The sequence below is a fragment of the Agrobacterium sp. CGMCC 11546 genome (genome assembly GCF_013365515.1).
In the GTDB taxonomy this organism is placed as follows: domain Bacteria; phylum Pseudomonadota; class Alphaproteobacteria; order Rhizobiales; family Rhizobiaceae; genus Agrobacterium; species Agrobacterium fabrum.
The window spans coordinates 1,634,964-1,660,272 of the sequence record NZ_CP047388.1 but is presented as its reverse complement, the minus strand read 5'-3'; the positions used below and the strand labels follow the sequence as shown (position 1 = coordinate 1,660,272).

Here is a 25,309-nt window from a genome sequence, read left to right as displayed (position 1 = left end):
TTAACAAATGGTTAACGCAGCCCCTGAAGCGGTGAATTCGTTAATAAAATTCCGCTTGCAAAAGCCTTCGCGCAAAACATTCGAAAACAGCTGTTACGCCTTGAATTGATGTCACTGCCTTGCAAATGAAGACGCATGATAGCAGAGCATCCTTGCTGCAAGCTGACGCCTCCTTTCAGCAGGCAACCCTCGCCCTCCCCGCTTTTCGGGCTCGACTCGCAGGCATCACGCAGCGTCCGATTCTGGAACAACATTCTTTCAACACTCAGGAGACGATCATCTGCTTATGGCAGCCGAAAAGCGATTCCGTTATGTCTCCGGATACTGTAGATACGGCTATACCCGAGAGTTCCAACGGAAGAATGAGATGCACAGCAAAGTCCCGCCGCAGACCCAGATATTTTCGCAAGAGTTCGCGGCCTTCCTGTTCGACATGGATGGAACGCTGGTCAATTCGATTGCCGTTGTCGAGCGCGTCTGGCGGGAGTGGGCCGTTGCAAACGGTATCGAGCCGAATGCTTTCCTCCAGCGCATTCACGGCATGCGGGCTTCCGAGGTGATCCGTCGCGAGGCGGTTCCCGGCCTCGATGTGGACGCTGAGGCCGACATGATCTTGCGCGCCGAGATGGATGACGTGGAGGGCATCATTCCGATACCGGGCGCCGCGGCTTTTCTCGCGTCTTTGCCGGCGGGAAAATGGGCCATCGTCACCTCCGCCGTGCGTGAACTGGCGGAAAAAAGGCTCGCGGCGGCCGGCATCACACCGCCACCCGTGATGATTTGCGCGGACGATGTGGTCAACGGCAAGCCCGATCCTGAAGGTTACCGGAAGGCCGCCGAAAGGCTCGGCGTTGCTCCGGAAAGCTGCGTCGTCTTCGAAGATGCGCCCGCGGGCATCCAGGCCGGCGAACGCATGGGGGCTGCGGTGGTGGTCATCAACGTGACCCATTCCCACCCGATCGAGACGCCGCATCTTGCCATCGGCAGTTACGGTGAACTGGGTGTGGTGATCGACGGGAATGGTGGCCTGAAGCTGACCAGCAGCAAAGCCTGAAGAGCTGCCGGCGACCACCGACCGGCTGAGCCGCCCTCAAGCATAACCTGTAAGCTTTTCCAAGACGGCTAATTGACAGCCATCCATAAATACGTCCTAATAAAATTGGTAAGACCATCTTACCGCTTGCGCGAACGGGGGGAGACCTTCGCGCTGGGAGGACATCATGTTTGTGGCTCTGGAGCCGCGCCGCCTTTACCGGCTGGTCGCGGAACAAATTCGCTTGCTCATCGAGAGCGGGGAGCTGACCGAAGGTCAGCGCCTGCCGGCGGAGCGTGACCTTGCGGAACGCTTCGGCGTTTCCCGCCCTACCGTTCGTGAAGCCCTCATCGTTCTGGAAGTGGAAGGCCACATCCATATCCGCATGGGTTCGGGCGTTTACGTCAACGCTGCCGGCAGGCAGGCGAGGGAAAAGCCGCCGGTGCCAGACGCGCATGGCCCATTCGAAATCCTGCAGGCGCGCTGCATCATCGAGAGCGCGATTGCGGAGGAAGCCGCGCGACTTGCGACGCCGGAATGTATCACCAAGCTCGATGACATCATCGAACGCATGGCCGGCGCGCTCGACAATTCGCCGCTGGCGCTCAATCTTGACCGCGCGTTTCATACAGCCATTGCCGACATCATCGGCAATGCCGCGCTCAATCGCTTTACCGGCCTGATTTATGACGAGCGCAGCCTGTCGCCCTTTTTCGAAAAGCTCGCCAGCTATTTCGAAGGCCCGCACACCTGGAGCCTCGCCGTTCAGGAACACCGAGCGATCCGCGACGCCATTGCCGCCGACGACCCGGAAGGGGCTCGTGAGGCGATGCGGCAGCATCTGACGCTGTCGCAAAAGAGATTTTCCGAAAGTTTCGGGGAGGAAACGATCGGAGAAGAGTGACCGCGCCGTAATCGGCGACGGGAAAAACAGAAATCTGGCTTTAATTCGGGAGGAGTTAAGAATGAAAATCAGATTGTCGACTTTAATGGGCGCAACAGCCGCCATCCTGCTTTCCGCCTTGGCGGCGCAGGCGCAGACCACGCTGAAATGGGCGCATGTTTACGAAACCTCCGAACCGTTCCACACGGATTCGGTCTGGGCTGCGGAAGAAATCGCCAAACGCACCGACGGCCGTTACAAGGTGGATGTTTTCCCCGCCTCACAGCTTGGCAAGGAAGCCGATATCAACCAGGGTCTCAAGATCGGCACCGTTGACATCATCATCTCCGGTTCGAGCTTTGCCGCGCGTGATTTCAAGCCGATCGGCGTCACCTATTTCCCTTACATCTTCCGCGATCCGAGCCATCTCATCGCCTATACCAAGAGCGATATCTTCAAGCGTCTCGCCAAGGGTTATGAAGACAAGACCGGCAACCACATCGCCGCCGTCAGCTATTACGGCACGCGCCACACAACATCCAACAAGCCGATTGCCGCCTGCGCCGATATGGCTGGCTTAAAGATGCGCGTTCCCGACGTTCCTGCCTATCTTGCCATGCCGCGCGCCTGCGGCGCCAACACGACACCGATTGCATTTGCGGAAGTCTATCTGGCGCTTCAGAACGGCACCGTCGATGCACAGGAAAACCCGCTGACGACCATCGAGGCGAAGAAGTTCTTCGAAGTGCAGAAGAACATCGTGTTGACGGGCCACATCGTTGACCATCTCAACACGGTTGTCTCGAAGAACCTATGGTCCAAGCTTTCCGATGAAGACAAGAAAATTTTCACGGACGTCATGCAAGAGGCCGCCGAGCGGACCACAAAGACCATCGAAGGACGCGAAAAAAGCCTCGTGGAAGACTTCAAGAAGCGTGGCCTGAACGTCGCCGAGGTCGACAAGGCCGACTTCGAAAAGAATGTCATCGAGAAGGTGAAGTTCGAGGACTTCGGTTACGACAAGGCCGACTGGGAAGCCATTCGCGCCGTCAAGTGAGCCAAGATTCGGTGCGGCCCTTGCGCCGCACCGCCCTTTCTCTCCAGACGGGATATCTCAATGTCGCAGGAAATCCATACTCAGGTCACGCCTGAGGAACTCGCCCATACGTTCGACGAGGCACCGCCCGAGGTCGATCTCAAGGTCTACACCTTCGAGGACTGGGTCACGCTCGCCCTGTTCTGGTTGATGACAGGTTGCGTGTTCCTTCAGTTCTTCACCCGCTACGTTCTCAACAACAGCTACGCCTGGACGGAAGAAATCGCCGTCAATTGCCTGATTGGCGTGGTGTTTTTAGGCTCCGTCATGTGCGTGCGCATGTCGCGCCACATCCAAGTGGATGTGCTTTATCATTATGTACCGCCGCAGGTGGCCCACGCCATGTCGATCCTGGTCGATGTGCTGCGCATCCTGTTCTTCGCCTACACATCCTGGCTGATGTGGCGTTATCTGGAAATCGTTGCGGATGAGGAGATGGTCACCGTGGCGCTGCCGCGCAATATCGTCTTCTACACCGTTCTGGCAGCTTTCGTTTTGATGTTCTTCCGCTCCGTGCAGGTCTTCATTGAAAATATGCGGCGTGGCTATTCCGTTCTGGAACGGCCAGAAGAATTCCAGAGCGCGGGGGATTGATCACATGTTGCTTCTCATCGGCTCATTCCTTCTTCTGATGCTGATCGGCCTGCCGGTCGCCATTTCCATGGCCTCGGCTTCGCTGCTCTACATCGTCTTTTATAATGTCGCGCCTGATATCATCGCGGCGCAGCGCCTGATTGCGGGTGTGGAAAGCTTCCCGCTCCTGGCGGTTCCCTTCTTCATCCTTGCCGGCAATCTCATGAATACGGCAGGTGTAACGGGACGTATCTATTCCTTCGCTGTCGCGCTCGTCGGCTGGATGAAGGGCGGCCTCGCGCAGGTCAACATCATCGGTTCGGTGATCTTTTCCGGCATGTCCGGCACCGCACTGGCCGATGCTGCCGGCATCGGCACCATCGAAATCAAGGCCATGAAGGATCATGGTTATCCGGTCGAGGCGGCCGTCGGCGTCACCGCCGCTTCCGCAACGCTCGGGCCGATCTTCCCGCCGTCCCTGCCCTTCGTCATCTACGACATGATGGCGAATGTCTCGATCGGTGCGCTGTTCATGGCCGGCATCGTTCCGGGCGTCGTCATGACGCTGCTGATGATGATCACGGTTGCGGTCTTTGCCTATATCAAGGGCTGGGGTTCCGATACGCCGTTTAATCTCAGGACAATCTTCGGCGCATCGCTTGAAGTCCTCGTTGTCATGATGGTGCCGCTCGGCATCTATATCCTCACGGCATTTGGCCTGTCGCTCAACCTGTCGATCTTGATCGTGCTGGTGATATTGCTCGCCTGCGACTGGTATTTTGATTTCTCTGCCGTGATGGCGTTGATGACGCCGGTGATCCTGATCGGCGGCATGACGATGGGTTGGTTCACACCGACGGAGGCAGCCGTTGCGGCCGTTCTCTGGTCGCTGTTCCTCGGCCTTGTCCGCTATCGCACGATGACGTTCAAGACGCTGGCGAAATCGACCTTCGACACCATCGAGACGACCGCATCGGTACTCTTCATCGTTGCGGCAGCCTCGGTCTTCGCATGGTTGCTGACGGTCAGTCAGGCTGCACAGCTTCTGTCGGCGGCAATCCTGACGATCACCGACAGCAAGTGGATTTTCCTCGTGCTGGTCAACCTGCTGATGCTGTTCGTCGGCTGCTTCCTCGACACGATTGCGGCTATCACCATCCTCGTGCCGATCCTTCTGCCGCTGGTGCTGCAATTCAACATCGACCCAGTGCATTTCGGCCTCATCATCACGCTCAACCTGATGATCGGGCTGCTGCATCCGCCTCTCGGCATGGTGCTGTTCGTGCTCTCGCGCGTGGCGAAACTCTCCGTCGAGCGCACGACTGTCGCCATCCTGCCATGGCTGGTGCCGCTATTCGTGGCGCTGCTGCTGATCACCTTCATTCCGGCAATCACCTTGTGGCTGCCGACCGAAATGGGCCTGATCCGCTAAGGCAAACATCATCGCCCGCGCGGTTCGCCGTGCGGGTTCATTCCTTCCACACACAGACTATATGAGGGCATCGTCATGCAGACACGCGTGGCACGTCTATATTCCCGTGAAGATATCCGCGTCGAAACGCAGGACGTTGCGCCCCCCGGCCCCGGCGAAGTGTTGCTGACCATGGCGGCAGGTGGCATTTGCGGCTCCGATCTTCATTATTATCAGGATGGCGGTTTCGGCCCGGTGCGGGTGCGCGAGCCGATTATCTGCGGTCATGAGGCATCCGGCCATATCGCGGCTTTGGGCGCGGGTGTCAGCGGGCTTGCCATCGGCCAACTCGTCGCCGTCAACCCTTCGCAACCCTGCGGCCATTGCCAGTTCTGCCTGAAGGGGCAGCCGATCCATTGCCTCGACATGCACTTCATGGGCAGCGCCATGCGCCTGCCGCACGAACAGGGCATGTTCCGCGACCGGCTGGTGGTTCCGGCAAAACAATGCGCGACATTTTCGAACGCCACCTCGCCCGCCGAGGCCGCCTGTACCGAGCCACTTGCGGTGTGCCTGCATGCCGTCGCACAGGCTGGCGATCTGGCAGGTGCGAAGGTACTGGTGACCGGCGCCGGTCCCATCGGCCTCCTTACCATAGCCGCCGCCCGCCAGGCGGGTGCCGGCATCATCGTCGCGACCGATCTCACCGATGCGGCACTGGAGCGCGCACCCGCCATGGGTGCCGACCGCACGATCAATGTCGCGAAGGACGCCGATGCGCTTTTGCCCTATCAGGACAACAAAGGTTATTTCGACGTCATTTTCGATTGCTCCGCAGCCGGCCCCGCGCTCCGCTCCGCCTTCGCCTGCGTTCGCCCGCGCGGCACCATCGTGCAGGTGGGCGTGACAGGCGACGTCACCATTCCGCTCAATGCGCTGGTGGGCAAAGAGATTGTCTGGCGCGGCTCGCAGCGTTTCCACGACGAATTCGCCATCGCCGCCGGGCTCATTTCCACCCGCAAGATCGATGTGCGACCGATCATTTCCCACAGCTTCCCGCTTGGCGAGGCGAAAGCGGCATTCGAACAGGCCGGGGATCGTTCCGCCGCCTGCAAGGTGCAGCTGACATTTTCCGCAGACTGATATTTGAGGATCAAAGATGAGACATACATGGCGCTGGTTCGGTCCAGTCGACAAGGTCACGGTTCAGGATGCGGCTCAGGCGGGCGCGGAAGGCATCGTCAGCGCGCTGCATCACATCGCCACCGGCGATGTCTGGCCGGTGGACGAGATCGCCAAACGGCATGAAGCGATCAAGGCCGGCGGGCTTTATTGGGATGTGGTGGAAAGCGTGCCGGTTTCCGAGGATATCAAGACCCAGACCGGCGACTGGAAAAATCACATCACCAACTGGCAGGAGACGCTGCGCCGTCTGTCCGCCTCCGGCATCCGCACCGTTTGTTATAATTTCATGCCGGTGCTGGACTGGACGCGCACCGACCTGCGCTGGGAAACCAGACATGGCGCAAGGGCGATGCGCTTCGATCTCACCGATTTCGCCGCTTTCGACATCTATATTCTGAAACGCCCTGACGCGAAGGCCGATTATCCGGGCTGGCTGCTGGAGGAAGCGGCAAAACGTTTTGCCGAGATGCCGGATACGAAAATCGCCGCTCTGGGGCGCAATATCGGCGCGGGCCTGCCCGGTTCGGCGGATGGTTATACGCTCGCCCAGCTTCTGGAAAAGCTGCGTTCCTATCACGGCATTAACCGGGGAAGACTGCAACAGAACCTGATCGACTTTCTCTCCGAAGTGACGCCGGTTGCGGAAGAGGTCGGCATCAACATCTGCGCCCATGGCGACGATCCGCCATGGCCGCTACTCGGCCTGCCGCGCATTCTGTCAACGGAAGCGGACTATGCCCATATGCTGTCCCAGGTCGACAGCCGCGCCAATGGCGTGACGCTGTGCACCGGCTCCCTCGGGGCGCGCGCCGATAACGATCTGCCCTTCATTGCCGGCCGTTTTGCCGATCGTATTCATTTCGTGCATCTGCGCAATGTGACGCGCGATACCGATACCGTTCCCTGCTCCTTCTTCGAGGACGAACATCTGGAGGGCGGAACCGATATGGTCGCCGTCATCGCCGCACTCGTCACCGAAGAGGCCCGACGCCGGGCGGAGGGCCGCGACGACCATACCATTCCGATGCGGCCCGACCACGGTCAGGAAATACTCAACGACCTGACGCGCGGCGCGCAGCCCGGTTATCCCGCCATCGGCAGGCTGAAGGGGCTGGCGGAGCTGCGCGGTATCGAGCGCACGCTGTCGCATGGCCGTTTCGGCCTTGCGACCGGCAAAGGCTGAGCGGGAAAATTGACCGCAGGCGATGCGTCAGCCTGCGGCCAACCGCGCCCGGAACGTGAGATAGGAGAAGGTTGCAAGTCCGCCGGCAACCGCTCCAGCGGCTTTCACGGCGGCGTCCATCAGATGCGGGTGGCGTGTCGGCGAGAGGAATTGCAACGCCTCGATACCGAACGCCGCAACAATACCCGCCACGATGATCGCCAGCCAATAACGCGGATAGGCCAGCACGAAGGCCGCCGAACAGAAGGCAAAGGCAGCCGCGCGATCGAGGCCAACACTCGTCAGCGTGTGCGGACGAAAGCCGATCGGGCAGATTGTAACGATCACGATCAGTAGAAGAACCGACCAGGCGATATATTTTGGAAGTCTGTTTGTCATCATGGCGTAACAATAGAGTGCCACCCGCGCAAACGGAAGCACGTCTTTTTCACGCCTCGCCCAATTAATCACACTTTTTGGTCAGATAGTTCAAAAACCGGCTTTCGCTCAGGCCCCACACGGGCTAAGGCAGAAGGCAACCGGACGAGGATCGTGGCTGATGGCCTTGGCGCTGTCGCCTTTCGATGCGATGTCACGGTATCGGTGGATTTTCCACACAGGATCAGATTTTCAGGGAAGAGCACAATGAGTTTCAAGCCGCATGGCAAACATCTGGTTGCAGGAGAATGGGTCGCAACGGAAGCAAAATTCCGCAGTGAGCCTGCACATGGCGAAGCTTTCGATTTTTCGGTCGGCACCGTCGATCTGGTGAATGCGGCCGCAGAAGCAGCCGAAGAGGCCTTCTGGAGCTACGGCTATACCACCCGCGAAGAGCGCGCCGCATTCCTCGACACCATCGCCGATGAGATCGAAGCCCGCGCCGACGCCATCACCGAAATCGGCTCGTCCGAGACCGGCCTGCCTGCTGGACGCCTTCAGGGTGAACGTGGCCGCACCGTTGGTCAGCTTCGCCTTTTCGCATCGCATATCCGCAAGGGCGATTATCTCGACCGCCGCCACGACGAAGCCCTGCCGGATCGCCAACCGCTGCCGCGTCCGGATATCCGCCTGATGCAGCGTCCGATCGGCCCCGTCGCCGTCTTCGGCGCTTCCAACTTCCCGCTCGCCTTCTCCACGGCCGGTGGTGATACGGCCGCCGCTCTGGCAGCCGGTTGCCCGGTGGTCGTCAAGGGCCATTCCGCCCATCCCGGCACCGGCGAAATCGTTGCCGAAGCCGTCCTTGCCGCTGTCAAGAAGCACAATCTGCATCCCGGCGTCTTCTCGCTGATCCAGGGCGGCCGCCGCGATGTCGGTTCCGCACTCGTGCAGCATCCGCGCATCAAGGCGGTCGGTTTCACCGGCTCGCTCGCCGGCGGCCGTGCGCTGTTCGATCTCTGCGCCCAGCGCCCCGAGCCGATCCCCTTCTTCGGCGAACTCGGTTCCGTAAACCCGATGTTCCTGCTGCCGGAAGCCGTTGCCGCCCGTGGTGAAGCCATCGCCAAGGGCTGGGCCGGTTCGCTCACCATGGGTGCGGGCCAGTTCTGCACCAATCCCGGCATCGCCGTCATTCTCTCCGAGCAGGCGGATGCCGTGGCTGAAACCGCCCGCGCAGCACTTTCCGAAGTCGGCCCGCAGGTCATGCTGACGGACGGCATCGCCGCCGCCTATCGTGACGGCCGTGACCGTATCGCTGCCGGCAACGGCGTGCGCGACGTGCTGACGACCACCTGCAATCTGCGCAATGCAACGCCTTATCTCTACCGTGTTGCCGGCAAGGACTGGGTTGCCAACCACGCGCTTGCTGAAGAAGTCTTCGGACCGCTCGGACTGATCGTGACTGTTGATAGCGCGGAAGAAATGCTTGAAGTCGCCAAGAGCTTCGAAGGCCAGTTGACGGCAACCATGCATCTGGATGCCGGCGACGCCGAACTCGGCCGCAAGCTGCTGCCGATCCTGGAGCGCAAGGCCGGCCGTGTTCTCGCCAACGGTTTCCCGACCGGTGTGGAAGTGTCCGAAGCCATGGTTCACGGTGGCCCCTACCCGGCCTCGACGAACTTCGGCGCAACCTCTGTCGGCACCATGTCGATCCGCCGCTTCATGCGCCCGGTTTCCTACCAGAACATCCCTTCGGACGTTCTGCCCGAAGACATCCGCTAAAACAAAGGGGAAGGCGCAAAAGCGCCTTCCCCTTTCATGTCCGATGCGGCTGCCTCAGATAGACTGGATCGCCTCGATCTTTTCGAGACCACCGACAATTCCGGCGAAATCCTGCCAGACGCCCTGCGCGCCCTTGCGCCATTCATCCACCATTTCCGGCTGCAGTACCTTGCCACCCTTCGAGAGCGCAAGGTCGACGGACTTTACTTCATCTTCCACGATCAACTGGTTAAAATAACGGGCACCTTCGCTGGAGGCTTCCAAGAGCACCTTCTTTTCCTCATCATCCAGCTGGCTCCAGAAGGCCGCGCCGTAATAAACCACGCCAGAGGCCCAGATATGGCCGGTCTCGGTCAGATAAGGCACGACCTCGTAAAGCTTGAAACCGGCATAGGCCGATTTGGTGAGGTCCATGGCGTCGGCCACCCCGGTCGCCAACGCATTATAGGTTTCGGTGATCGGAATGCCGACCGGTGTCATGCCGAAGGCGCTCCACAATTTGGTGTGCAGCGGGCTCTGAATGACGCGGATTTTCTTGCCCTTCAACTGTTCCGGCCGGGTCACAGGCTCCTTGGCCAGAAGATGACGTGCGCCGTAATTGATGAAATCGGCGGCGACGAATTGCTGTGCGGCAAGCTTTGTCTTCAGTTCTTCGCCGGTCTCACCCGTCACCACCTTGCGCACATGTTCACTATCTCGAAACAAGAAGGGCAGATCGAGGATCTGCAGTTCCGGCACCCAACCGGACAGGGAAGAGACGGTGGAGAGGCTGGCCTGCACCGAACCGAGGCGGATGTTTTCCGCCACTTCCTTTTCGCCGCCGAGGGCCCCGCTCTTGACGATGTTGAAGTGGAAACGGCCGGGTAGTTTCGCCTCCACCAGCTCGCTGATCTTCACCCAGATCTTCGTCTCCGGCTTGTCGTTGGCAAATAGCGATGCGACCGTGAGGCGGCGGGTTCTGGCCTGCGCCGGGCGCATCAGGGCCGGTGCGGCAAGCGTCGCGGCACCGAGAGCGGAGAGTTTGAGGAGATGGCGGCGATCGATAATGGTCATGACGAAAACCTCTGACTTAAAACAATATGGCCCATAGGCATAAAATGGCGAGGGCAACGAGCAGCGAGACGAGATAGGGAATGACCGCCCGAAAAAGTGCTGCCGCCGGAACACGGGTCACGCCGCTGACAACGAAAATGAGCATGCCGAGCGGCGGTGTCAGGCCGTGGATCATCAGATTGACCACCAGAATGACGCCGAAATGAATGGGATCGATGCCGGCCGCCACCGCAGCGGGCAGCAGGATGGGCCCGAAGAGCAGGATCGCCGCGCCGATATCCAGCACCAGACCGACCGCCAGCAGGATGAGATTGGAGAGCAGCAATACGGCGATCTTGCTGCCGCCGAGCACAGTGACAAAATCCATAACGAGGCGGGAGACATTGTCTACCGCCAGCAGAAAGGCGAAAGGACCGGCCGTGCCGATCAGAAGACCAATTGCTGCCGCCTCCCCGGCCGATTGCCGGAAGGTCGCGAAAATGCGGCCCACGCCCAGCCGGTAACCGAAGCCAAGGAGCAGCGTATAGAGCGCCGCAAGGGCCGCCGCTTCCGTGGTGGTGACGATGCCGATACGGATGCCGACCACCACGATGACGCCGAGGCCGAAAGCCGGTATGGCGGCGATGGCCGAGCGCCATCGCTCTGCCCCGGTAGCGCGTGGCAGGGTATCGACGCTGCGCACGCTCAAATGGATCGCCACGCCGAGGCAGGCTGCCATCAGCCCACCGGCGAAGAAACCGCCGACCAGCAGTGAGCCCACCGAAAGATTGGTGGCCGTGGCAAGGATCAGGAAAGCGATGGAGGGCGGAATGACATTGTCGAGCACGGATGTCGCGGCAATAATCGCGCCCGCCTGCGCCGGCGGATAGCCGTGTTTGACGAGTTCCGGGTGAAAGGTGGACGCGCCGAAGGCGGCATTGGCGACCGAAGAACCGGACGCGCCGGAAAACAGCACGCTGGTCAAAAGCGTCGTCTGCGCCAGACCCGCCCGGCGGTGGCCGACCACGGAAGCGGCGAAACGGACGAGCTGGTTGGCGACGCCCGATATTGTCAGCAGGCTTCCGGCCAGCAGGAAGAAGGGGATGGCGAGCAGCAGGAATTTCGACATGCCCGTTACGGTCGAGGAAACGATGGCCGGCTCCGGCAAGGTGCTGCCAAAGGCAATCGCCACATAAGCGGCGGCAAGAAAAGCGTGAGCGAGCGGTGCCGCCAGAACCAGCCCTACCGCCGCCGTCAGCACCAGAAACAGGCTCGGCGGCAGGGTCGTATCAACGAATATTTGCGGCAGTCCGACATAGGCCACAAGTGCGATGGTCATGGACAGCAGAACGGCGAATGTCTTGCCTTCGCTGAAACGCTGAAGCGTCAGATAGACAAAGATAAGCGCGCCGCCTGCGCCAAGAAAACCGAAACGCACCCATTCCGGCAGGCCGAGCGTCGGCGAAGTACCACCCAGCATCGCCGCGATCTCCACCCCACCCAAAGCGAGGATGAGCGCCGCAACAAAGGAGAAGGCATCGGCCAGAATTTCAATGACGGCATGAAACCGCTGCGGCAGGAAGCGCACGAAGACATCGAGCCGCATCGCCAATGCGCTTTTGAGGCTGAGCGGTGCGCCAACGGCGATCATCGCGACGTTGAGCCATATGCCGAGATCTTCCGCGCCGATGAAGCCGGTGTGGAACAGATATCGCAGGGTGACATTGATCAGCACCACCACGAGAAGGGCCGCAAGGATCAACGCGGCCACCGCGCCGAGCACGGCATCGAAACGTGACAGCATCACCGCTGCCGCCGTCTCGAAGCTTTTGCGCCACTGCTTTTCCGTTACCGCCATGATCCGCCTTCCGCGCGTGATCGGTGTCACGCGGCCAGAAGCGGTATAGAAGAATGTCCCCCCGTGTAAAGCGCCGCGCTCCGGGAAAACGGGGCGGCAGTCAGAGCGCCACGAGGTGGCCGGGTGAAACCTCGCGATACGCCCGCGGATTGACTGTGTAATCCACCGGACGGATGGGGCTTTTCAGCTCGTCATTCGCCGCACCACGCCGCGTATTCCGGCGGTCCGGGTCCGGCACCGGCACGGCGGCCATCAGCTTGCGGGTATAATCGTGCTGCGGATTGTCGAAGACATCAGCGCGCGGGCCGATCTCGACGATCTCACCGAGATACATCACCGCCACGCGATGGCTGACGCGTTCCACCACCGCCATGTCATGTGAAATGAACAGGAAGGCGAGATCGAGGCTCTGCTGCAGATCCAGCATCAGGTTGATGACCTGCGCCTTGATCGACACATCCAGCGCCGAAACGCTTTCATCGGCAACGATGACCTTCGGCTGCAGCGCCAAAGCGCGGGCGATGCAAATGCGCTGGCGCTGGCCGCCGGAAAACTCGTGCGGGTAACGCGCCGCCATATCAGGGGAGAGGCCGACCTTTTCCAGCATGTCGGCCACCACCTCCTTCGCTTCGCGGGCGCTGCCCATGCGGTGTTCCAGAAAAGGTTCGGCAATCGCCGCACCCACCGTCATACGCGGATTGAGCGAGGCGAAAGGGTCCTGAAAGATCATCTGCACTGTCTTGCGCATCTCGCGCATGCCTGATTTGTCGAGGGCCAGAATATTCTCGCCATTGACCACCACAGAACCGGCATCCGGCTCGATCAGCCGCATGATGGCGCGACCGGTGGTCGATTTGCCGCAACCGCTTTCGCCCACCAATGAGAGTGTTTCACCAGCCCTGAGATCAAAGGACACATTTTCCACCGCGTGCACCCGGCCGCTGAGCCGTCCCAAAAGGCCGGAGTGAATGTCGAAACGCTTGGTCAGCCCTTCCACCTTGAGCACCGGTTGGGCAGTGGCATCGACGGTATCGGCCGGGCGGGCAGGTTCCTGCGTTTCCCCCGTGGCGGTGTTGACGATGGGGAAGCGGAGCGGCCTTTCTTCACCCTTCATCGACCCCAGAACCGGAACTGCGGACAGAAACGCACGGGTATAGGGGTGTTTGCCGCGATGGAAGATATCGGCCGTCGCGCCGACCTCCACCTGCTCGCCGCGATACATGACGACGGTGCGGTCGGCGATTTCGGCCACCACGCCCATATCATGGGTGATGAACAGGACGGAGGTGCCCTCCTCTTCCTGAAGCGTCTTGATAAGGTCGAGAATCTGGCCCTGGATCGTGACGTCGAGTGCAGTCGTCGGTTCGTCTGCGATCAACAACTTTGGTTTTGAGGCAAGCGCCATGGCGATCATCACGCGCTGGCGCATGCCACCGGAAAAGCGGTGCGGATATTCATCGAAACGGGACGCAGCGGAAGGGATTCGTACCTTTTCGAGAAGGCGGACTGTCTCCGCTCTTGCCTCTGCTTTCGACATTGGCTGGTGGCAGAGCAGAGCTTCGGAAATCTGGTCGCCAATGGTGAACAGCGGATTGAGGCTGGTCATCGGCTCCTGAAAGATCATGGCGACCTCGTTGCCCCTGACCCGCCGCATGGCGTCTTCGGAAAGGGACAATAGGTTGCGACCGCCGAGCATGATCTCACCCTGAACCCTGCTGCTTTCCCGATCCAGCAACCGCATGATGGAGAGCGACGTCACGCTCTTGCCCGAACCGCTTTCACCGACGATCGCGACGGTCTCGCCCGGCCCGACATCGAAGGAGATATCACGCACCACCGGTTTCCAGCCGCCATCCACGTGAAAGGACGTGGTGAGATTGCGGACGGAAAGCACGGCATCTTCGGCACCAAGCGGTGCTGCCTGCGGCATGGTCATGATCGTTCCCTTCTCTTTATTGTCGTTGCAATGCTCGCGGCACCCGCTCGCTTACTCAGTCCGGCCAGCGCAGCATGCCGTCGAAGCGGTGGCGGCTGCGGTCTTCGAACGGTGTCGCAATCATCTCGTTGGAGGCGCGTGCCTTGTCCAGCTCCTCGGCCAGCCGGGAAGCCACGATGGTTTCCTGACCGGGATGCAGGTTGCAGGGGTCGAGATAGAAATAGCGATGCTCGACCTCGTGATCGCGGGTGATGATCGGCGGATTACCCCTGGCCAGCGCTGTCGTCAGATCCCAGGCGGTGATATGCGCTTCTTCGGCATCAATGATGACACGCATGCGGTCGAGCGGATTGTTAGTCGGGTCGGGCTCGATCAGCGCCGTCACGCCCGGGCGTCCGTCCAGCGTCTTTTTCCAGAGATTGAGATAGCCGGTTTCGCGCTCGCGAATGCCGGCATGGTCGCGTTTTTCCCAGGCTTCCAGCGCCGCCATCACGCCATAGATGCTTTCCTTACCGACCTTCATGCCGCGGCCGATGCCCATGTTCTGCAGAAAGGCATGCCGCACCAGTTCCTTGCTTCCGGCGACGATGCCGGACGTGGGGCCGCCAAGGAACTTGTGGCCGGAATAGAGCACCACATCCGCGCCCGTCGCCAGAAACAACTCCAGATCATATTCGGACGCCGCATCCACGATGACAGGCACGCCCTTGGCATGGGCAATTTCGACGAATTCGGACAGATGCAGCAACCCATAATCGACCACATGATGCGAGACCACATAGACCGCTGCCGCGGTTTTTTCAGTGATGGCGTTTTCCATGTGGTAGCGATGGGTTGATGTCGCCTGCCCGACCAGCACCACCTTGCCACCGCCGAGCCGGATCGCCTGATCCACCGGCGCGCCGTAGCTCACCACATGGCCCATCTGGACCAGAACCTCGTTCTTTTCAGGCGCGATATCGGGCAATTTTTCGATGGCGAGCAGATTATTGCCGGTAATCGCACCCGCCACAGCAAGGCTGATGCCGGACGAGCAGGACGCCGTGACGAAGCCGGCCTCGCCGCCCGTCAGCCTCGCGATGATCGCGCTCGCCTTGCGCTGCAGATCATTGATCTCCACGAATTGCGGCAGGATCGCCGCCATGGCCTCGACCGCCTCGGGGACGACGATGGAAGCACCGAGCGACGTCATTGTGCCCGAGACGTTGATGACCGGGCGAAGGCCGATCCTGCTTCTGATATCCTCGGTCATGTCTTTCTCCTGTCTTTGCGATGCGATGGGCATCGACATATATGCCATAATAATGTAATAGCTTCTCAAAATGCATGAGGAGCCGGAATTTGGACGCCCATCGACTGGACGAAATAGCTTCAACCGCCCTTTCCGACACAGCGGAAAACCCGGACGTGAAGGCGGCCAAGCGCTCGCGCGTCAGCGGCATCGACCGTGCCCTTCAGGTTATTGATTACCTTTACGAAACCGGATCGCCAGCCGGCGCTTACGCGATTGCCAAGGCCATCAAGGCGCCGCTTTCCACCGTCTATGTGATCGTCGACGATCTCGTCGAAAAGAGCATGCTGGCGCGCAACGCCGACGGCAACATCTGGCTTGGCGCACGGCTTTACCACTATGGCCTCGCCTATGCGCGCTCGCTGGATTTCATGGGTGTCGCTACCCACGAAATGCATGATCTGTGCCGCCATGCCGGCGAGACGGTACAGCTTTGCGGACGCGATGGTGATCATATGCTTGTGCTGGCGATGGCCGATGGCCCCAGCCACTTTCAGGTCGCGTCCCGCGTCGGCACCCGTGTTCCGCTGAACTGGACGGCATCCGGCCGCCTGCTCGTCGGTCATCTGCCGGAAACCGAACGCCTCGAACTTTTCAGGCGTTGCGCCCGCTCCTCGCCCACGGGCCGTGCGGAAATCAATCCCGAGACCCTGTCGCAATCGGCGGCGGTCGCTTTTCGTGACCGCCTGTCGATACAGGTCGCCGAATCCGATTACGCCGTCGCCTGCATCGCCTCGCCGATCTGCGACATCAACGGCGAATGCGTCGCGACGATTTCCATCGTGCTGCCGGAACAGAAGGTGCTGGCGGACGAAAACCACTATACCGAACAGGTCAGGGTCTCGGCAGAACGGATCGAAAAGCTGATGGGCTGGCGCAACCATTAAACAGCCTCAACCCTTCAGCGCGACGATGGCTTCGATTTCAACGGTAATGTTGCCCGGCAGCGAGCCAAAACCCACGGCGGAGCGGGCATGCTGCCCCGCATCGCCGAACACGTCGATGAACAGATCGGAGCAGCCGTTGATGACGCTCGGATGATCGCGGAAATCGCTGACGGCATTGACCATGCCGAGCAGCTTGACCACCTTCTTCACCCGCGACAGGTCCCCCAGCGCCTCATGCATGACGGCAAGCAGGTTGATGCCGGTGAGGCGCGCATGATTATAGGCCTCTTCCAGCCCGATTTCCGCGCCAACCTTGCCGGCGTAAAGATGGCCGTTTTCTTCCCGCGGCCCCTGCCCCGAAAGATAAAGCATGTTGCCTTCCACCACATGGGTGACGAAATTGGCAATCGGCGGCGGCGGCGGCGGCAGAGAGATGCCAAGTGCAGCGAGCCGGTCATAGGGCGAAAGGTGCCCTTCAGCATCAAGCAAAGACTGTTTCACGCGAATTCCTCATAATGCCGGGATGGGTATCCCGCCTTGTCTGCGGAAGGCGCAGGGCAGACCCTGCGCCATTCCAGTCGGGTTCAGCGCCAGGAATAACCATGGCTATGGCGCACCAACTTGCGCGCCCTTGGAATGTAACGGCTGGCGGCTATGGCTTCCGCACCGATGACCGCGTAACGCGGCTCGAACAGGCGCTTCAGACGCGACACGTCACCATTGGAATCCGTGGCTTCCAGATCGGCATCGACAAGATCGAAAACCGTAAAATCCGCCCGCTGGCCGACATCGAGGCGGTTTTCCATATCGAGGCGGATGACGGAGGCCGGATTGCGGGTGACTGCCTCGACGACGTTTTCGAAAGGCATATCGACCGAGAGCAGCTTCGACATGGTGGTCGCCAGATCCCACACTGGGAAATTCATCGAATGGCCATGCAGATCGGTCGAGATCGAGAACGGCAACAGACCGCGCGCGATCGCCGCTTCCGCCACCTTGAAGGAAAAGGATGCGCCGCCATGGCCGATATCCAGCCGGATGCCTTCGCCGGCGCAGCGCTCTGCAAGATTGAACAGGTCCTCGTCTTCCATAATGCTGGAGCCCGACTTGCCGTTGAAGCAATGGGTCACGACATCGCCGGGGCCGAGAATTTCCAGCACCTCGTCATAAAGTGCGGGCGGTTCGCCCACATGCACCATCATCGGCACTTTGAGGATCTTGGCGATCTTCTTGCCGAGCTTGACCGGCGTCACACCCCAGGAGCCGGTGATGACGTGGCTCGCCCGCACCTTGAGGCCGACAATATGTTCGCTGTTTTCGGCATAGCACTCGAGGATGCGGTCGAGGTCGATATCCTTGATGTCGCGCAGTTCCGGCACCCGGTTGCAGGCAACAAGGCCGATGGAGCCGAGATTGAGGAAGGCCTTGATGCGCTCCCTCGAGGGCTCGATGATATATTCACGGAACCCGTGAAAATTCGCCTCGCCGGCCGAACCGGCATCCACCAGCGTGGTCACGCCGCGTTCCGCGCCGCATTCGGAGGGACGGATGGAGATATCGGTGCCGCCGTGCCAGATATGGACATGCAAATCCACCCAGCCGGGCGAAATGAAGGCACCCTTCGCATCGATACGTTGCGCATCCGCAGGTGCCTGCAGGGCAGAGCCAACGGCAGCGATCTTGCCGTCGCCGCCGATCAGAATATCGGTCGGGGCTTGGGACGTCCCCTTTCCGAAACCGACAGGTTTGACATTGGTGAGAAGAATGGGAGCATGAAGAGGCGTTTTTACCTGTTCACCTGATGTCATATTACAAATCCCTTCGCAGTCTTGGGTCGAGCATGTCCCGCAGCCCGTCGCCGACCATTTGCAGCGACAGCACGGAAAGAATGATGGCAAAGCCGGGGAAATAGGTCATCCAGTCAGCCTGACCGATATATTGGCGGCCGGCGGAGATCATGGTTCCCCAGGTTGGAATTTCAGGGCTGACACCGAGCCCCAGAAACGACAGGCCGGCCTCGGCCAGCATGGCGCTGGCGAAAAGGAAGGTGCATTGCACGAGGATCGGCGAGACCAGATTGCGCAGGACATGCCGCGTCATGATGTGGAAGGTGGAGATGCCGAGCGCCCTGGCCGCTTCCACATAGGGCAACTCACGAATCACCAGTGTCGAGGCGCGCACGATGCGGGCAAGGCGAGGCGAATAAACCACGGCGAGCGCGATGATGACAGTCGTCAGCGACGGACCGAGTGCCGCCACCAGCGCGATGGCCAGCAGAATATCCGGAAAGGCCATCATTGCGTCGATCAGGCGGGCAATCGGCGTATCCAGCTTCTGGAAGAAACCGGCGAGCAGGCCGAGCGTGATGCCGATAATGGACGACAGCGCCACAACGGCGGCCCCCACGAGAAGCGACAGCCTGCCGGCATAGATGGTGCGGGAAAACACGTCGCGACCGAATTCGTCGGTGCCGAACCAGTAGAGTTCGCTCGGCGGCTTCAGGCGGTTGACGATCGACAGTTTCGACGGCGAGTAAGGCGCAATCATCGGCGCGAAAACGGCAAGCAGCACGAAGACGAGCAGCACGATAAGACCGGCGGCGACAGTCCTGCGTTTCAGGAGACGCCGAATGAACAGGATGGTCGGGTTGCGCGTCGGAGGGGCGGTGGAGGTGATATCGGCCATCAGTAACGAACCCTCGGATCGACCAGCAGATAAAGCATGTCGATGGCAAAATTGATGAGCACGTAAAGCCCGGCGATGACGAGAAGCGCGCCCTGAATGACCGGATAATCACGCCGGAGCACGGCGGACACGACGAGATTGCCGACACCCGGCAGGCCGAAGACGGTCTCCGTGACGACCGCGCCGGAAATCAGCACGGCGGCGGTGAGGCCAAGCACGGTGAGGATGGGGATGAGCGCATTTTTGAGCGCATGTTTCATCACCACCCGGCGCTCTTTGACGCCCTTGGCTCTGGCAGTGCGAACATAGTCGTCGCCGAGAACATCCAGCATCGAGGCGCGGGTGAAGCGTAGAATGAGGGCGGAAGAAACGAGGCCGAGCGCAATCGCCGGAAGGGTCAGGTGATACATGCGCTCAAGGAAGCTCGCACCGGGCCCGCCATAACCCGACACCGGGAACAGATCGAGCCGCACGGCGAAGAACTGCATGAGAATGAGGCCGAGCCAGAAGCTCGGAATGCTCGCTGCCAGCATCGCGATGGTGGTCGCGGCCTGGTCCACGAAGGAACCGCGACGGTAAGCAGCATAGATACCGATGGGGAGCGCGATGACACCGGCAATCAGCAGCGAAAAAATCGTCAGGAAGAAGGTCGGTTCCGCCCGGTCGAGAAGCGCCGAGCCGACCGGCATGTTAAGAAAGATCGACTGGCCGAGATCACCCTTCAGCAATTGGCCGATATAATAGACATATTGCACGCCGAGCGACTGGTCGAGACCAAGCCGGGTGCGAAGCTCGGCAATATCCTGCGCCGTGGCATCCGGCCCCAGCATCACGGCGGCCGGATCACCGGGGGTGACGCGCAGGATAACGAAAACGATGGTGACGACGAGAAACATCACCACGATCATTCCCGCAAGTCTTTGGAAAATATAGCGTATCACGTATGAAAGCTCCGAAGCGCGTGATTGCCGCGACCAGGCGACGGTTGAACCGAGTTCTCGAGGGTGCCGGCAATTCCGGCACTCGCAGTAGTAAAATCGAACGTTCTCTTCGCACGTCCTCCTTATACTCCACCCTCATTCCTGTGCTTGTCACAGGAATCTAGCCAGCCCCAAGTCCTTGGGCTGAAAGGACTCCTCTCGCCGTGCAGACGCGCGTCGGCTGGATTCCCGTGACAAGCACAGGAATGAGGGCGGAGGCGAAGCGGGCTCACAGGTCCGGCATGAAAGAGCGCCGGATGCAAAGCCCGGCGCCCGATTGCCAACCAGTCTTATTTCGTGACCGAAGCATTCCAGAAATAAGGCCAGGGAGCCGGATCGACGCCTTCCAGCTTGTTGGATTTAGCCGCCGCGGCGTTGAAGTCGCCGATCTTGATGAGCGGCAGCTCGGCATAGATCGTTTTTTGCACATTGGCCCACAGCGCAAGGCGCTTTTCCGGATCGGCTTCCGACGTGAAGGCGTCAACTGCCGCCTTGCGTGCCGGCGTATCCCACCAGCCCGGCGAGCTGGTGGACAGCGCTCCCATCAGCGCCGGTTCCGGCAGGAAGGGGCTGTGGCTGATATAAATGTCCCAGAGCTTCGGATCGGCGCGGCGCTGCGTCAGCGTTGCCCAGTCCACCACCTGCATATCCACTTTGAAGCCGGCAAGCTTCAGATATTCCGCCGCCACCTGCGCCATTTTGTAATGGAATTCGTATTGGCGGCTGGTGAGGATGCGCAACGGCTCGCCATTATAACCGGCAGCCTTCAGCTTTTCGGCTGCTGCCTCCGGGTTGCCGACATTATAATTGCCGTCGACGCCCTCTTCCGTGTGCCAGGAGAAATTGTCGGGATAATAGGCGCCGTCAAGGGCGTAGAAATCGGTGCTGCCGAAAGCGGCGGCCAGCATGTCCTCCATGTTCAGCGCTTCGGTTACGGCCTTGCGAACCTCAAGCTTGGAAGCAAGCCCCTCCTTGGTGTTGAACACGAAGACCGGGAAACCGAATGGCTTCAGCATCATGGGCTGCGAGGCTGACGAGGACTTCACCTTGTCGAAGGACTCCACCGGAATGGAATCGACGTAATCATATTGACCTGAGACGGCCGCCTCGACACGGGTATTCGGATCAGGCACCGGAACGAAGCGGATTTCATCGAGATATTGATGTCGCGCACCACCATAGCCGTCGCTTTCGCCATCGCGGGACTTGTAGCCATCAAAACGCACGAGCTGGATATATTGGTCCGCCTTGCGTTCCTTCAGCATATAGGGGCCGGTGCCGACAAATTCGGCCATCGGCTCCGCCTGCTTTTCAGCCGGCAGGATGATGGCTGCCGAATTGTTGAAAGCCAGCAGCGAGGTCAGCGGCGCATAGGGCTGCTTAAGGGTAATCGTCACCGTTCCGGCATCGGGTGCAGAAATATTGTCGATAAAACCGGCGGCCTGCTTGCCGCGCGATGCGATCTTCATCCACCGGCCGAGCGAGGCGACGACGTCTTCCGAGGTCATGTCGCTGCCGTCATGGAACTTGATGCCCTGACGCAGCTTGATCGTATAGGTTTTGCTATCCGCACTGATCTCAGGCAGGCTTTCGGCCAGAAGAGGCGTCACCTTCCAGCCCTTGTCGAAGGTGTAGAGCGTCTCGAAAATATGCTGCGTGACGATGCCGACCAGATCGGCGGTCGAGGCCATCGGGTCGAGTGTCGGGGGCTCACCGATCGTCGCGACATTGATGACGCCACCCTTCTCCGCAGCCATCATAACACCCGGCGCCAGCAACAGCGCGGCGGTGGCGAGAAATGCAATTTTACGTCTCATGGTCAAGCTCCCAGCTCTTTGTTCCAACTCGATGTTCCATTATTATGTTATATGCATCTTTATAACAGAATATCTCGATAAGACGTCTTGTCAATGACCATGCGGCGCGATGACGGATTTCCGGTATCGCCAAACTGGAAACAGGATTTTTCGGGGGAACAAAAAGGAGCGAGCCGGCAGGGAGGATATTGCTGCACGCATTCGCGAGGGAGACGCCGGTGGAGAATTACGCAGCTTGGTTGTTTCGCATTTGCGAAGGAAGTGTTATTGAAGATCGGACTAGGACAGACATAACCGCCCATTCTTATTTATCTTTACCTTATTCGCCTTCCCGCAGCCGTGTTTTCAAGGGCTGCAGACAGACCTGATATTCGATACCGCCGAGCTTGTTCAAAGGCGGACAATAAATTTTTATTACGTTGAAATTATTGAGGAAATTATGAAGACGGCTATCGTGCATGACTGGCTCACCGACCGAGGTGGGGCCGAGAAAGTGCTTCACAACCTTCTCGAAATTTATCCTCACGCGGACCTCTATTGCCTCGTCGATTTCATGAGCGAGCGCGACCGGGGCTTTCTCGGCGGGCGTCCCGTCAACACCTCCTTCATCCAGAAGCTGCCCTTCGCCCGAAAGAAATATCGCTCCTATCTGCCGTTTATGCCGCTCGCTATCGAGCAGTTCGATCTTAGCGGTTATGACCTCGTCATCTCCTCCAGCTATGCGGTCGCCAAGGGCGTCATCACCGGTCCCGGCCAGTTTCACGTCTCCTATATCCACAGCCCCATTCGCTACGCCTGGGATCTCCAGCATCAATACCTCAAGGAAACCCGGCTCAATCGCGGCTTCGCCTCGTGGATTGCGCGCGCCATTCTTCACTACATTCGCATGTGGGATATCCGCACCACCCATGGCGTCGATCTGATGACGGTGAATTCCAAATTCATCCGCAGCCGCGTGCGCAAATGTTATGGGCGTGATTCCACGGTGATCTATCCGCCTGTCGATACCGCGCATCTTTCCCCTTCCGACAGGAAAGGCGATTATTTCGTCACCGCCTCACGGCTGGTGCCCTACAAGAAGGTGCACCTGATCGTGGAGGCCTTTGCGAAGATGCCCGACAAACGGCTCGTCGTCATCGGCGACGGGCCGGACATGAAACGCATCCGCGACATCGCCGCGCCAAATGTCGAAATTCTCGGTTTTGTCGGCAATGAAGAGCTTCACAAATACATGGCGGAGGCCAAGGCTTTCGTTTTTGCCGCGGAAGATGATTTCGGCATCGTTCCCGTCGAGTCGCAGGCGCTGGGTACCCCGGTCATCGCCTATGGCAAGGGCGGCGTGCTGGAAACCGTCATTCCACTCGGCGCTTCAAACCAGCCGACCGGCCTTTATTTCGGCGAGCAGACACCGGAGGCGATCTGTGCCGCGGTCCAGGAATTCGTCGACAATTCCGACCGTTTCGACAAGAGTGCCTGCGTCGACAATGCCGCCCGCTTCTCGCGCGAGCGCTTCCTGAGGGAATTCGCAGATACGGTGAATTTCGCCCTGGCTGAGCGGGCCTGAACCGGATTTCCCGTCCACGCCAAAGCTCATCATCACCGCCAAGTACTCAGCTTGGTCCGCCTTGAATGTAAAAGTCTTTTACAAAACAATTGATTAGACGTCACTCACGTCAACCGAAAAAGAAACCGCGCAAACGTGACAAAACTGCACTAGCGCGATGCAGCAATCAAAGAGATTATGACGATAACTGAATATTGAAGAGCAACAATACTGATACCGTCGGGGAATTTGAATATCGCGCCTGATCCGGATTTTTCCGGGGCGGTTGAGCAATGAAGAACTTGAAGCATCGCCTTAAATTAGGCATATGCCTGATTGGGGGAATTAAACATCTTCGAATGCGATTCCGCTGAAGGGATGTAATGCCGGTTGGGATTTCCTTTACCGGTGTCATGTAAGAAGTGCTTATTTTTAATAACTTATACGGTGTCCGGACTATTTTCACTTTTTCGGACGGAATTTATTTTGAGGACCAAATGCGTTTATTGAATGTTTCGATCCTGCTTGCCTCTGCAGCACTTTCGGGTTGCACGGTCACTGCGGCCTCCGGCCCTGACGCGGCGACGATCGAATCCAACGCTTCCGTAAAATTTGCGTCCAAGGACAAACACAAGACCGCAGGCGTCGATTACGCCCTGATCGACGTCAACAGCGCCGTTCTCAATTACGTGGGAGATACCACCAATACGACCCTGCTCGGCAGCTTCGGCGGCGGCAAGGGTGGCGTGCCGGCACTGCCGATGGGTGTCGGCGACGTGGTGCAGGTGGCGATCTTTGAAAGCCAGGCAGGTGGCCTGTTCATTCCAAGCGAGGCCGGCAGCCGTCCCGGCAACTTCATCAGCCTGCCGAACCAGACGGTGGACCGCGAGGGGAATATCAGCGTTCCCTATGCCGGCAAGATCCGCGCCACCGGCCGCAATGTCGAGAATGTGCAGACCGAAATCGAGGAGCGGCTCGCCAACCGCGCCATCGAACCGCAGGTTCTCATCACCAAGATTTCCAGCCGCTCCGCACAGGCATCGGTGCTGGGCGATGTTAAGGAGCCAACAAAGGTTCAGCTTTCGGAAGCGGGCGACCGCGTTCTCGACGTCATCTCCTATGCCAAAGGCTTGAGCGCGCCGAATATCGAATCCTACGTCACACTGATCCGCCGCGGCAAGACTGCGCGCATCAACTACAACCACCTCGTCAGCACCCCGTCGGAAAACATCTATGTGGTTCCCGGCGACACAATCATGGTGGAGCGTGAGCGCCGCACCTATCTCGCCTTCGGCGCTTCTGGCCTGAACGGACGTTTCGAGTTCGAGGACGCCAGCCTCAAGCTTTCGGATGCGCTCGGCAAAGCCGGCGGCCTGCTCGATTCCCGCGCAGACCCCGCGCAAGTCTATATCTATCGTACCGTGAAACGCGATCTTCTCGTGAAACTCGGCATCGATACGTCGAAATTCCCGGGGCAGGAAATTCCGGTCATCTTCCGCGCCAATCTGCGCGATCCGTCGACCTTCTTCGCCACCACGAAGTTCCCGATGCAGGATCGCGACATCATCTACGTCACCAATTCGCAGGCGACAGAACTTTACAAGTTCCTGGATCTCGTCGGCTCCGTTCCGGCAACGACGGGCAATGTTGCAGAGGACGTGCTGACGACACGCAACGCCATCCGAGCCTTCTGATACTCGGCATCCCGACACCTCCCATCAAAGCCGCCCCGGAAACGAGGCGGCTTTTTTCATTGGCGGTCCCCGGGGTGACCGTGGCG

Annotated in this window: 21 protein-coding genes; 11 read left to right on the top strand and 10 right to left on the bottom strand. The window is 59.6% G+C overall.

Annotated features, from left to right (window positions below; translation table 11 throughout):
• Nucleotides 1-367: 367 nt before the first annotated feature.
• From GSF67_RS22145 to uxuA, 7 genes are all read left to right on the top strand, one after another.
• Nucleotides 368-1,054, top strand: coding sequence for an HAD family hydrolase (locus GSF67_RS22145; protein WP_006314833.1), 687 nt, complete (start codon nucleotides 368-370; stop codon nucleotides 1,052-1,054).
• Between the two features lie 166 nt (nucleotides 1,055-1,220).
• Nucleotides 1,221-1,937, top strand: a complete 717-nt coding sequence (locus tag GSF67_RS22140) for a FadR/GntR family transcriptional regulator (RefSeq protein WP_006314835.1) — start codon at nucleotides 1,221-1,223, stop codon at nucleotides 1,935-1,937.
• 61 nt (nucleotides 1,938-1,998) lie between these two features.
• Complete coding sequence (locus GSF67_RS22135; RefSeq protein ID WP_006314836.1) at nucleotides 1,999-2,973, top strand: sialic acid TRAP transporter substrate-binding protein SiaP; 975 nt, start codon at nucleotides 1,999-2,001, stop codon at nucleotides 2,971-2,973.
• Nucleotides 2,974-3,033: 60 nt separating this feature from the next.
• Complete coding sequence (locus GSF67_RS22130; protein WP_006314837.1) at nucleotides 3,034-3,606, top strand: TRAP transporter small permease; 573 nt, start codon at nucleotides 3,034-3,036, stop codon at nucleotides 3,604-3,606.
• Nucleotides 3,607-3,610: 4 nt separating this feature from the next.
• Nucleotides 3,611-5,017: a TRAP transporter large permease gene (locus tag GSF67_RS22125; RefSeq protein ID WP_176072085.1), complete on the top strand. Its 1,407-nt coding sequence runs from the start codon at nucleotides 3,611-3,613 to the stop codon at nucleotides 5,015-5,017.
• A 75-nt stretch (nucleotides 5,018-5,092) separates the two neighbouring features.
• Nucleotides 5,093-6,139 (top strand): L-idonate 5-dehydrogenase, encoded by a 1,047-nt coding sequence (locus GSF67_RS22120; RefSeq protein WP_006314839.1) that lies wholly within the window; start codon nucleotides 5,093-5,095, stop codon nucleotides 6,137-6,139.
• 16 nt (nucleotides 6,140-6,155) lie between these two features.
• The gene (gene uxuA, locus GSF67_RS22115) at nucleotides 6,156-7,364 is read left to right on the top strand and encodes a mannonate dehydratase (RefSeq protein ID WP_006314840.1); all 1,209 of its coding nucleotides are present in this window, start codon (nucleotides 6,156-6,158) and stop codon (nucleotides 7,362-7,364) included.
• Between the two features lie 27 nt (nucleotides 7,365-7,391).
• On the opposite strand, the gene GSF67_RS22110 is transcribed toward uxuA, so the two are convergent.
• The gene (locus GSF67_RS22110; protein ID WP_035216175.1) at nucleotides 7,392-7,745 is read right to left on the bottom strand and encodes a hypothetical protein; all 354 of its coding nucleotides are present in this window, start codon (nucleotides 7,743-7,745) and stop codon (nucleotides 7,392-7,394) included.
• Between the two features lie 243 nt (nucleotides 7,746-7,988).
• On the opposite strand from GSF67_RS22110, the gene GSF67_RS22105 reads away from it, so the two are divergent.
• Nucleotides 7,989-9,500, top strand: a complete 1,512-nt coding sequence (locus tag GSF67_RS22105) for an aldehyde dehydrogenase (NADP(+)) (RefSeq protein WP_006314843.1) — start codon at nucleotides 7,989-7,991, stop codon at nucleotides 9,498-9,500.
• A gap of 54 nt (nucleotides 9,501-9,554) precedes the next feature.
• On the opposite strand, the gene GSF67_RS22100 is transcribed toward GSF67_RS22105, so the two are convergent.
• The 4 genes from GSF67_RS22100 to GSF67_RS22085 form a co-directional block, all read right to left on the bottom strand.
• The gene (locus GSF67_RS22100) at nucleotides 9,555-10,553 is read right to left on the bottom strand and encodes a TRAP transporter substrate-binding protein (protein ID WP_006314844.1); all 999 of its coding nucleotides are present in this window, start codon (nucleotides 10,551-10,553) and stop codon (nucleotides 9,555-9,557) included.
• 16 nt (nucleotides 10,554-10,569) lie between these two features.
• Entirely contained in the window at nucleotides 10,570-12,336 is a 1,767-nt protein-coding gene (locus GSF67_RS22095) for a TRAP transporter large permease subunit (RefSeq protein ID WP_244399880.1), read from the bottom strand.
• Nucleotides 12,337-12,490: 154 nt separating this feature from the next.
• On the bottom strand, nucleotides 12,491-14,326 hold the full coding sequence (locus GSF67_RS22090) for an ABC transporter ATP-binding protein (RefSeq protein ID WP_176072084.1): 1,836 nt from the start codon (nucleotides 14,324-14,326) through the stop codon (nucleotides 12,491-12,493).
• A gap of 55 nt (nucleotides 14,327-14,381) precedes the next feature.
• Entirely contained in the window at nucleotides 14,382-15,578 is a 1,197-nt protein-coding gene (locus tag GSF67_RS22085; protein WP_035216177.1) for an aminotransferase class V-fold PLP-dependent enzyme, read from the bottom strand.
• Nucleotides 15,579-15,667: 89 nt separating this feature from the next.
• Here GSF67_RS22085 and GSF67_RS22080 point away from each other — a divergent pair, with 89 nt between their 5' ends.
• Entirely contained in the window at nucleotides 15,668-16,504 is an 837-nt protein-coding gene (locus GSF67_RS22080) for an IclR family transcriptional regulator (protein ID WP_006314848.1), read from the top strand.
• A gap of 6 nt (nucleotides 16,505-16,510) precedes the next feature.
• Here the strand turns inward: GSF67_RS22080 and GSF67_RS22075 are convergent, their stop codons facing one another.
• The 5 genes from GSF67_RS22075 to GSF67_RS22055 form a co-directional block, all read right to left on the bottom strand.
• Nucleotides 16,511-17,005 (bottom strand): RidA family protein, encoded by a 495-nt coding sequence (locus GSF67_RS22075; protein WP_006314849.1) that lies wholly within the window; start codon nucleotides 17,003-17,005, stop codon nucleotides 16,511-16,513.
• A gap of 83 nt (nucleotides 17,006-17,088) precedes the next feature.
• Nucleotides 17,089-18,312, bottom strand: coding sequence for an amidohydrolase/deacetylase family metallohydrolase (locus GSF67_RS22070; protein ID WP_006314852.1), 1,224 nt, complete (start codon nucleotides 18,310-18,312; stop codon nucleotides 17,089-17,091).
• Nucleotide 18,313: 1 nt separating this feature from the next.
• Complete coding sequence (locus GSF67_RS22065; protein WP_006314855.1) at nucleotides 18,314-19,189, bottom strand: ABC transporter permease; 876 nt, start codon at nucleotides 19,187-19,189, stop codon at nucleotides 18,314-18,316.
• Nucleotides 19,189-20,130 carry an ABC transporter permease gene (locus GSF67_RS22060; protein ID WP_006314856.1) on the bottom strand — a complete coding sequence of 314 codons (942 nt, stop codon included), beginning with the start codon at nucleotides 20,128-20,130 and terminating at the stop codon, nucleotides 19,189-19,191. Before GSF67_RS22060 ends, GSF67_RS22065 begins: the two co-directional genes overlap by 1 nt.
• 329 nt (nucleotides 20,131-20,459) lie before the next feature.
• Nucleotides 20,460-21,986 carry an ABC transporter substrate-binding protein gene (locus tag GSF67_RS22055; protein ID WP_006314857.1) on the bottom strand — a complete coding sequence of 509 codons (1,527 nt, stop codon included), beginning with the start codon at nucleotides 21,984-21,986 and terminating at the stop codon, nucleotides 20,460-20,462.
• 439 nt (nucleotides 21,987-22,425) lie between these two features.
• On the opposite strand from GSF67_RS22055, the gene GSF67_RS22050 reads away from it, so the two are divergent.
• Both GSF67_RS22050 and GSF67_RS22045 read left to right on the top strand, forming a co-directional pair.
• Nucleotides 22,426-23,550, top strand: a complete 1,125-nt coding sequence (locus GSF67_RS22050) for a glycosyltransferase family 4 protein (protein ID WP_006314858.1) — start codon at nucleotides 22,426-22,428, stop codon at nucleotides 23,548-23,550.
• A gap of 476 nt (nucleotides 23,551-24,026) precedes the next feature.
• Nucleotides 24,027-25,223, top strand: coding sequence for a polysaccharide biosynthesis/export family protein (locus GSF67_RS22045; protein WP_006314859.1), 1,197 nt, complete (start codon nucleotides 24,027-24,029; stop codon nucleotides 25,221-25,223).
• Nucleotides 25,224-25,309: the final 86 nt, after the last annotated feature.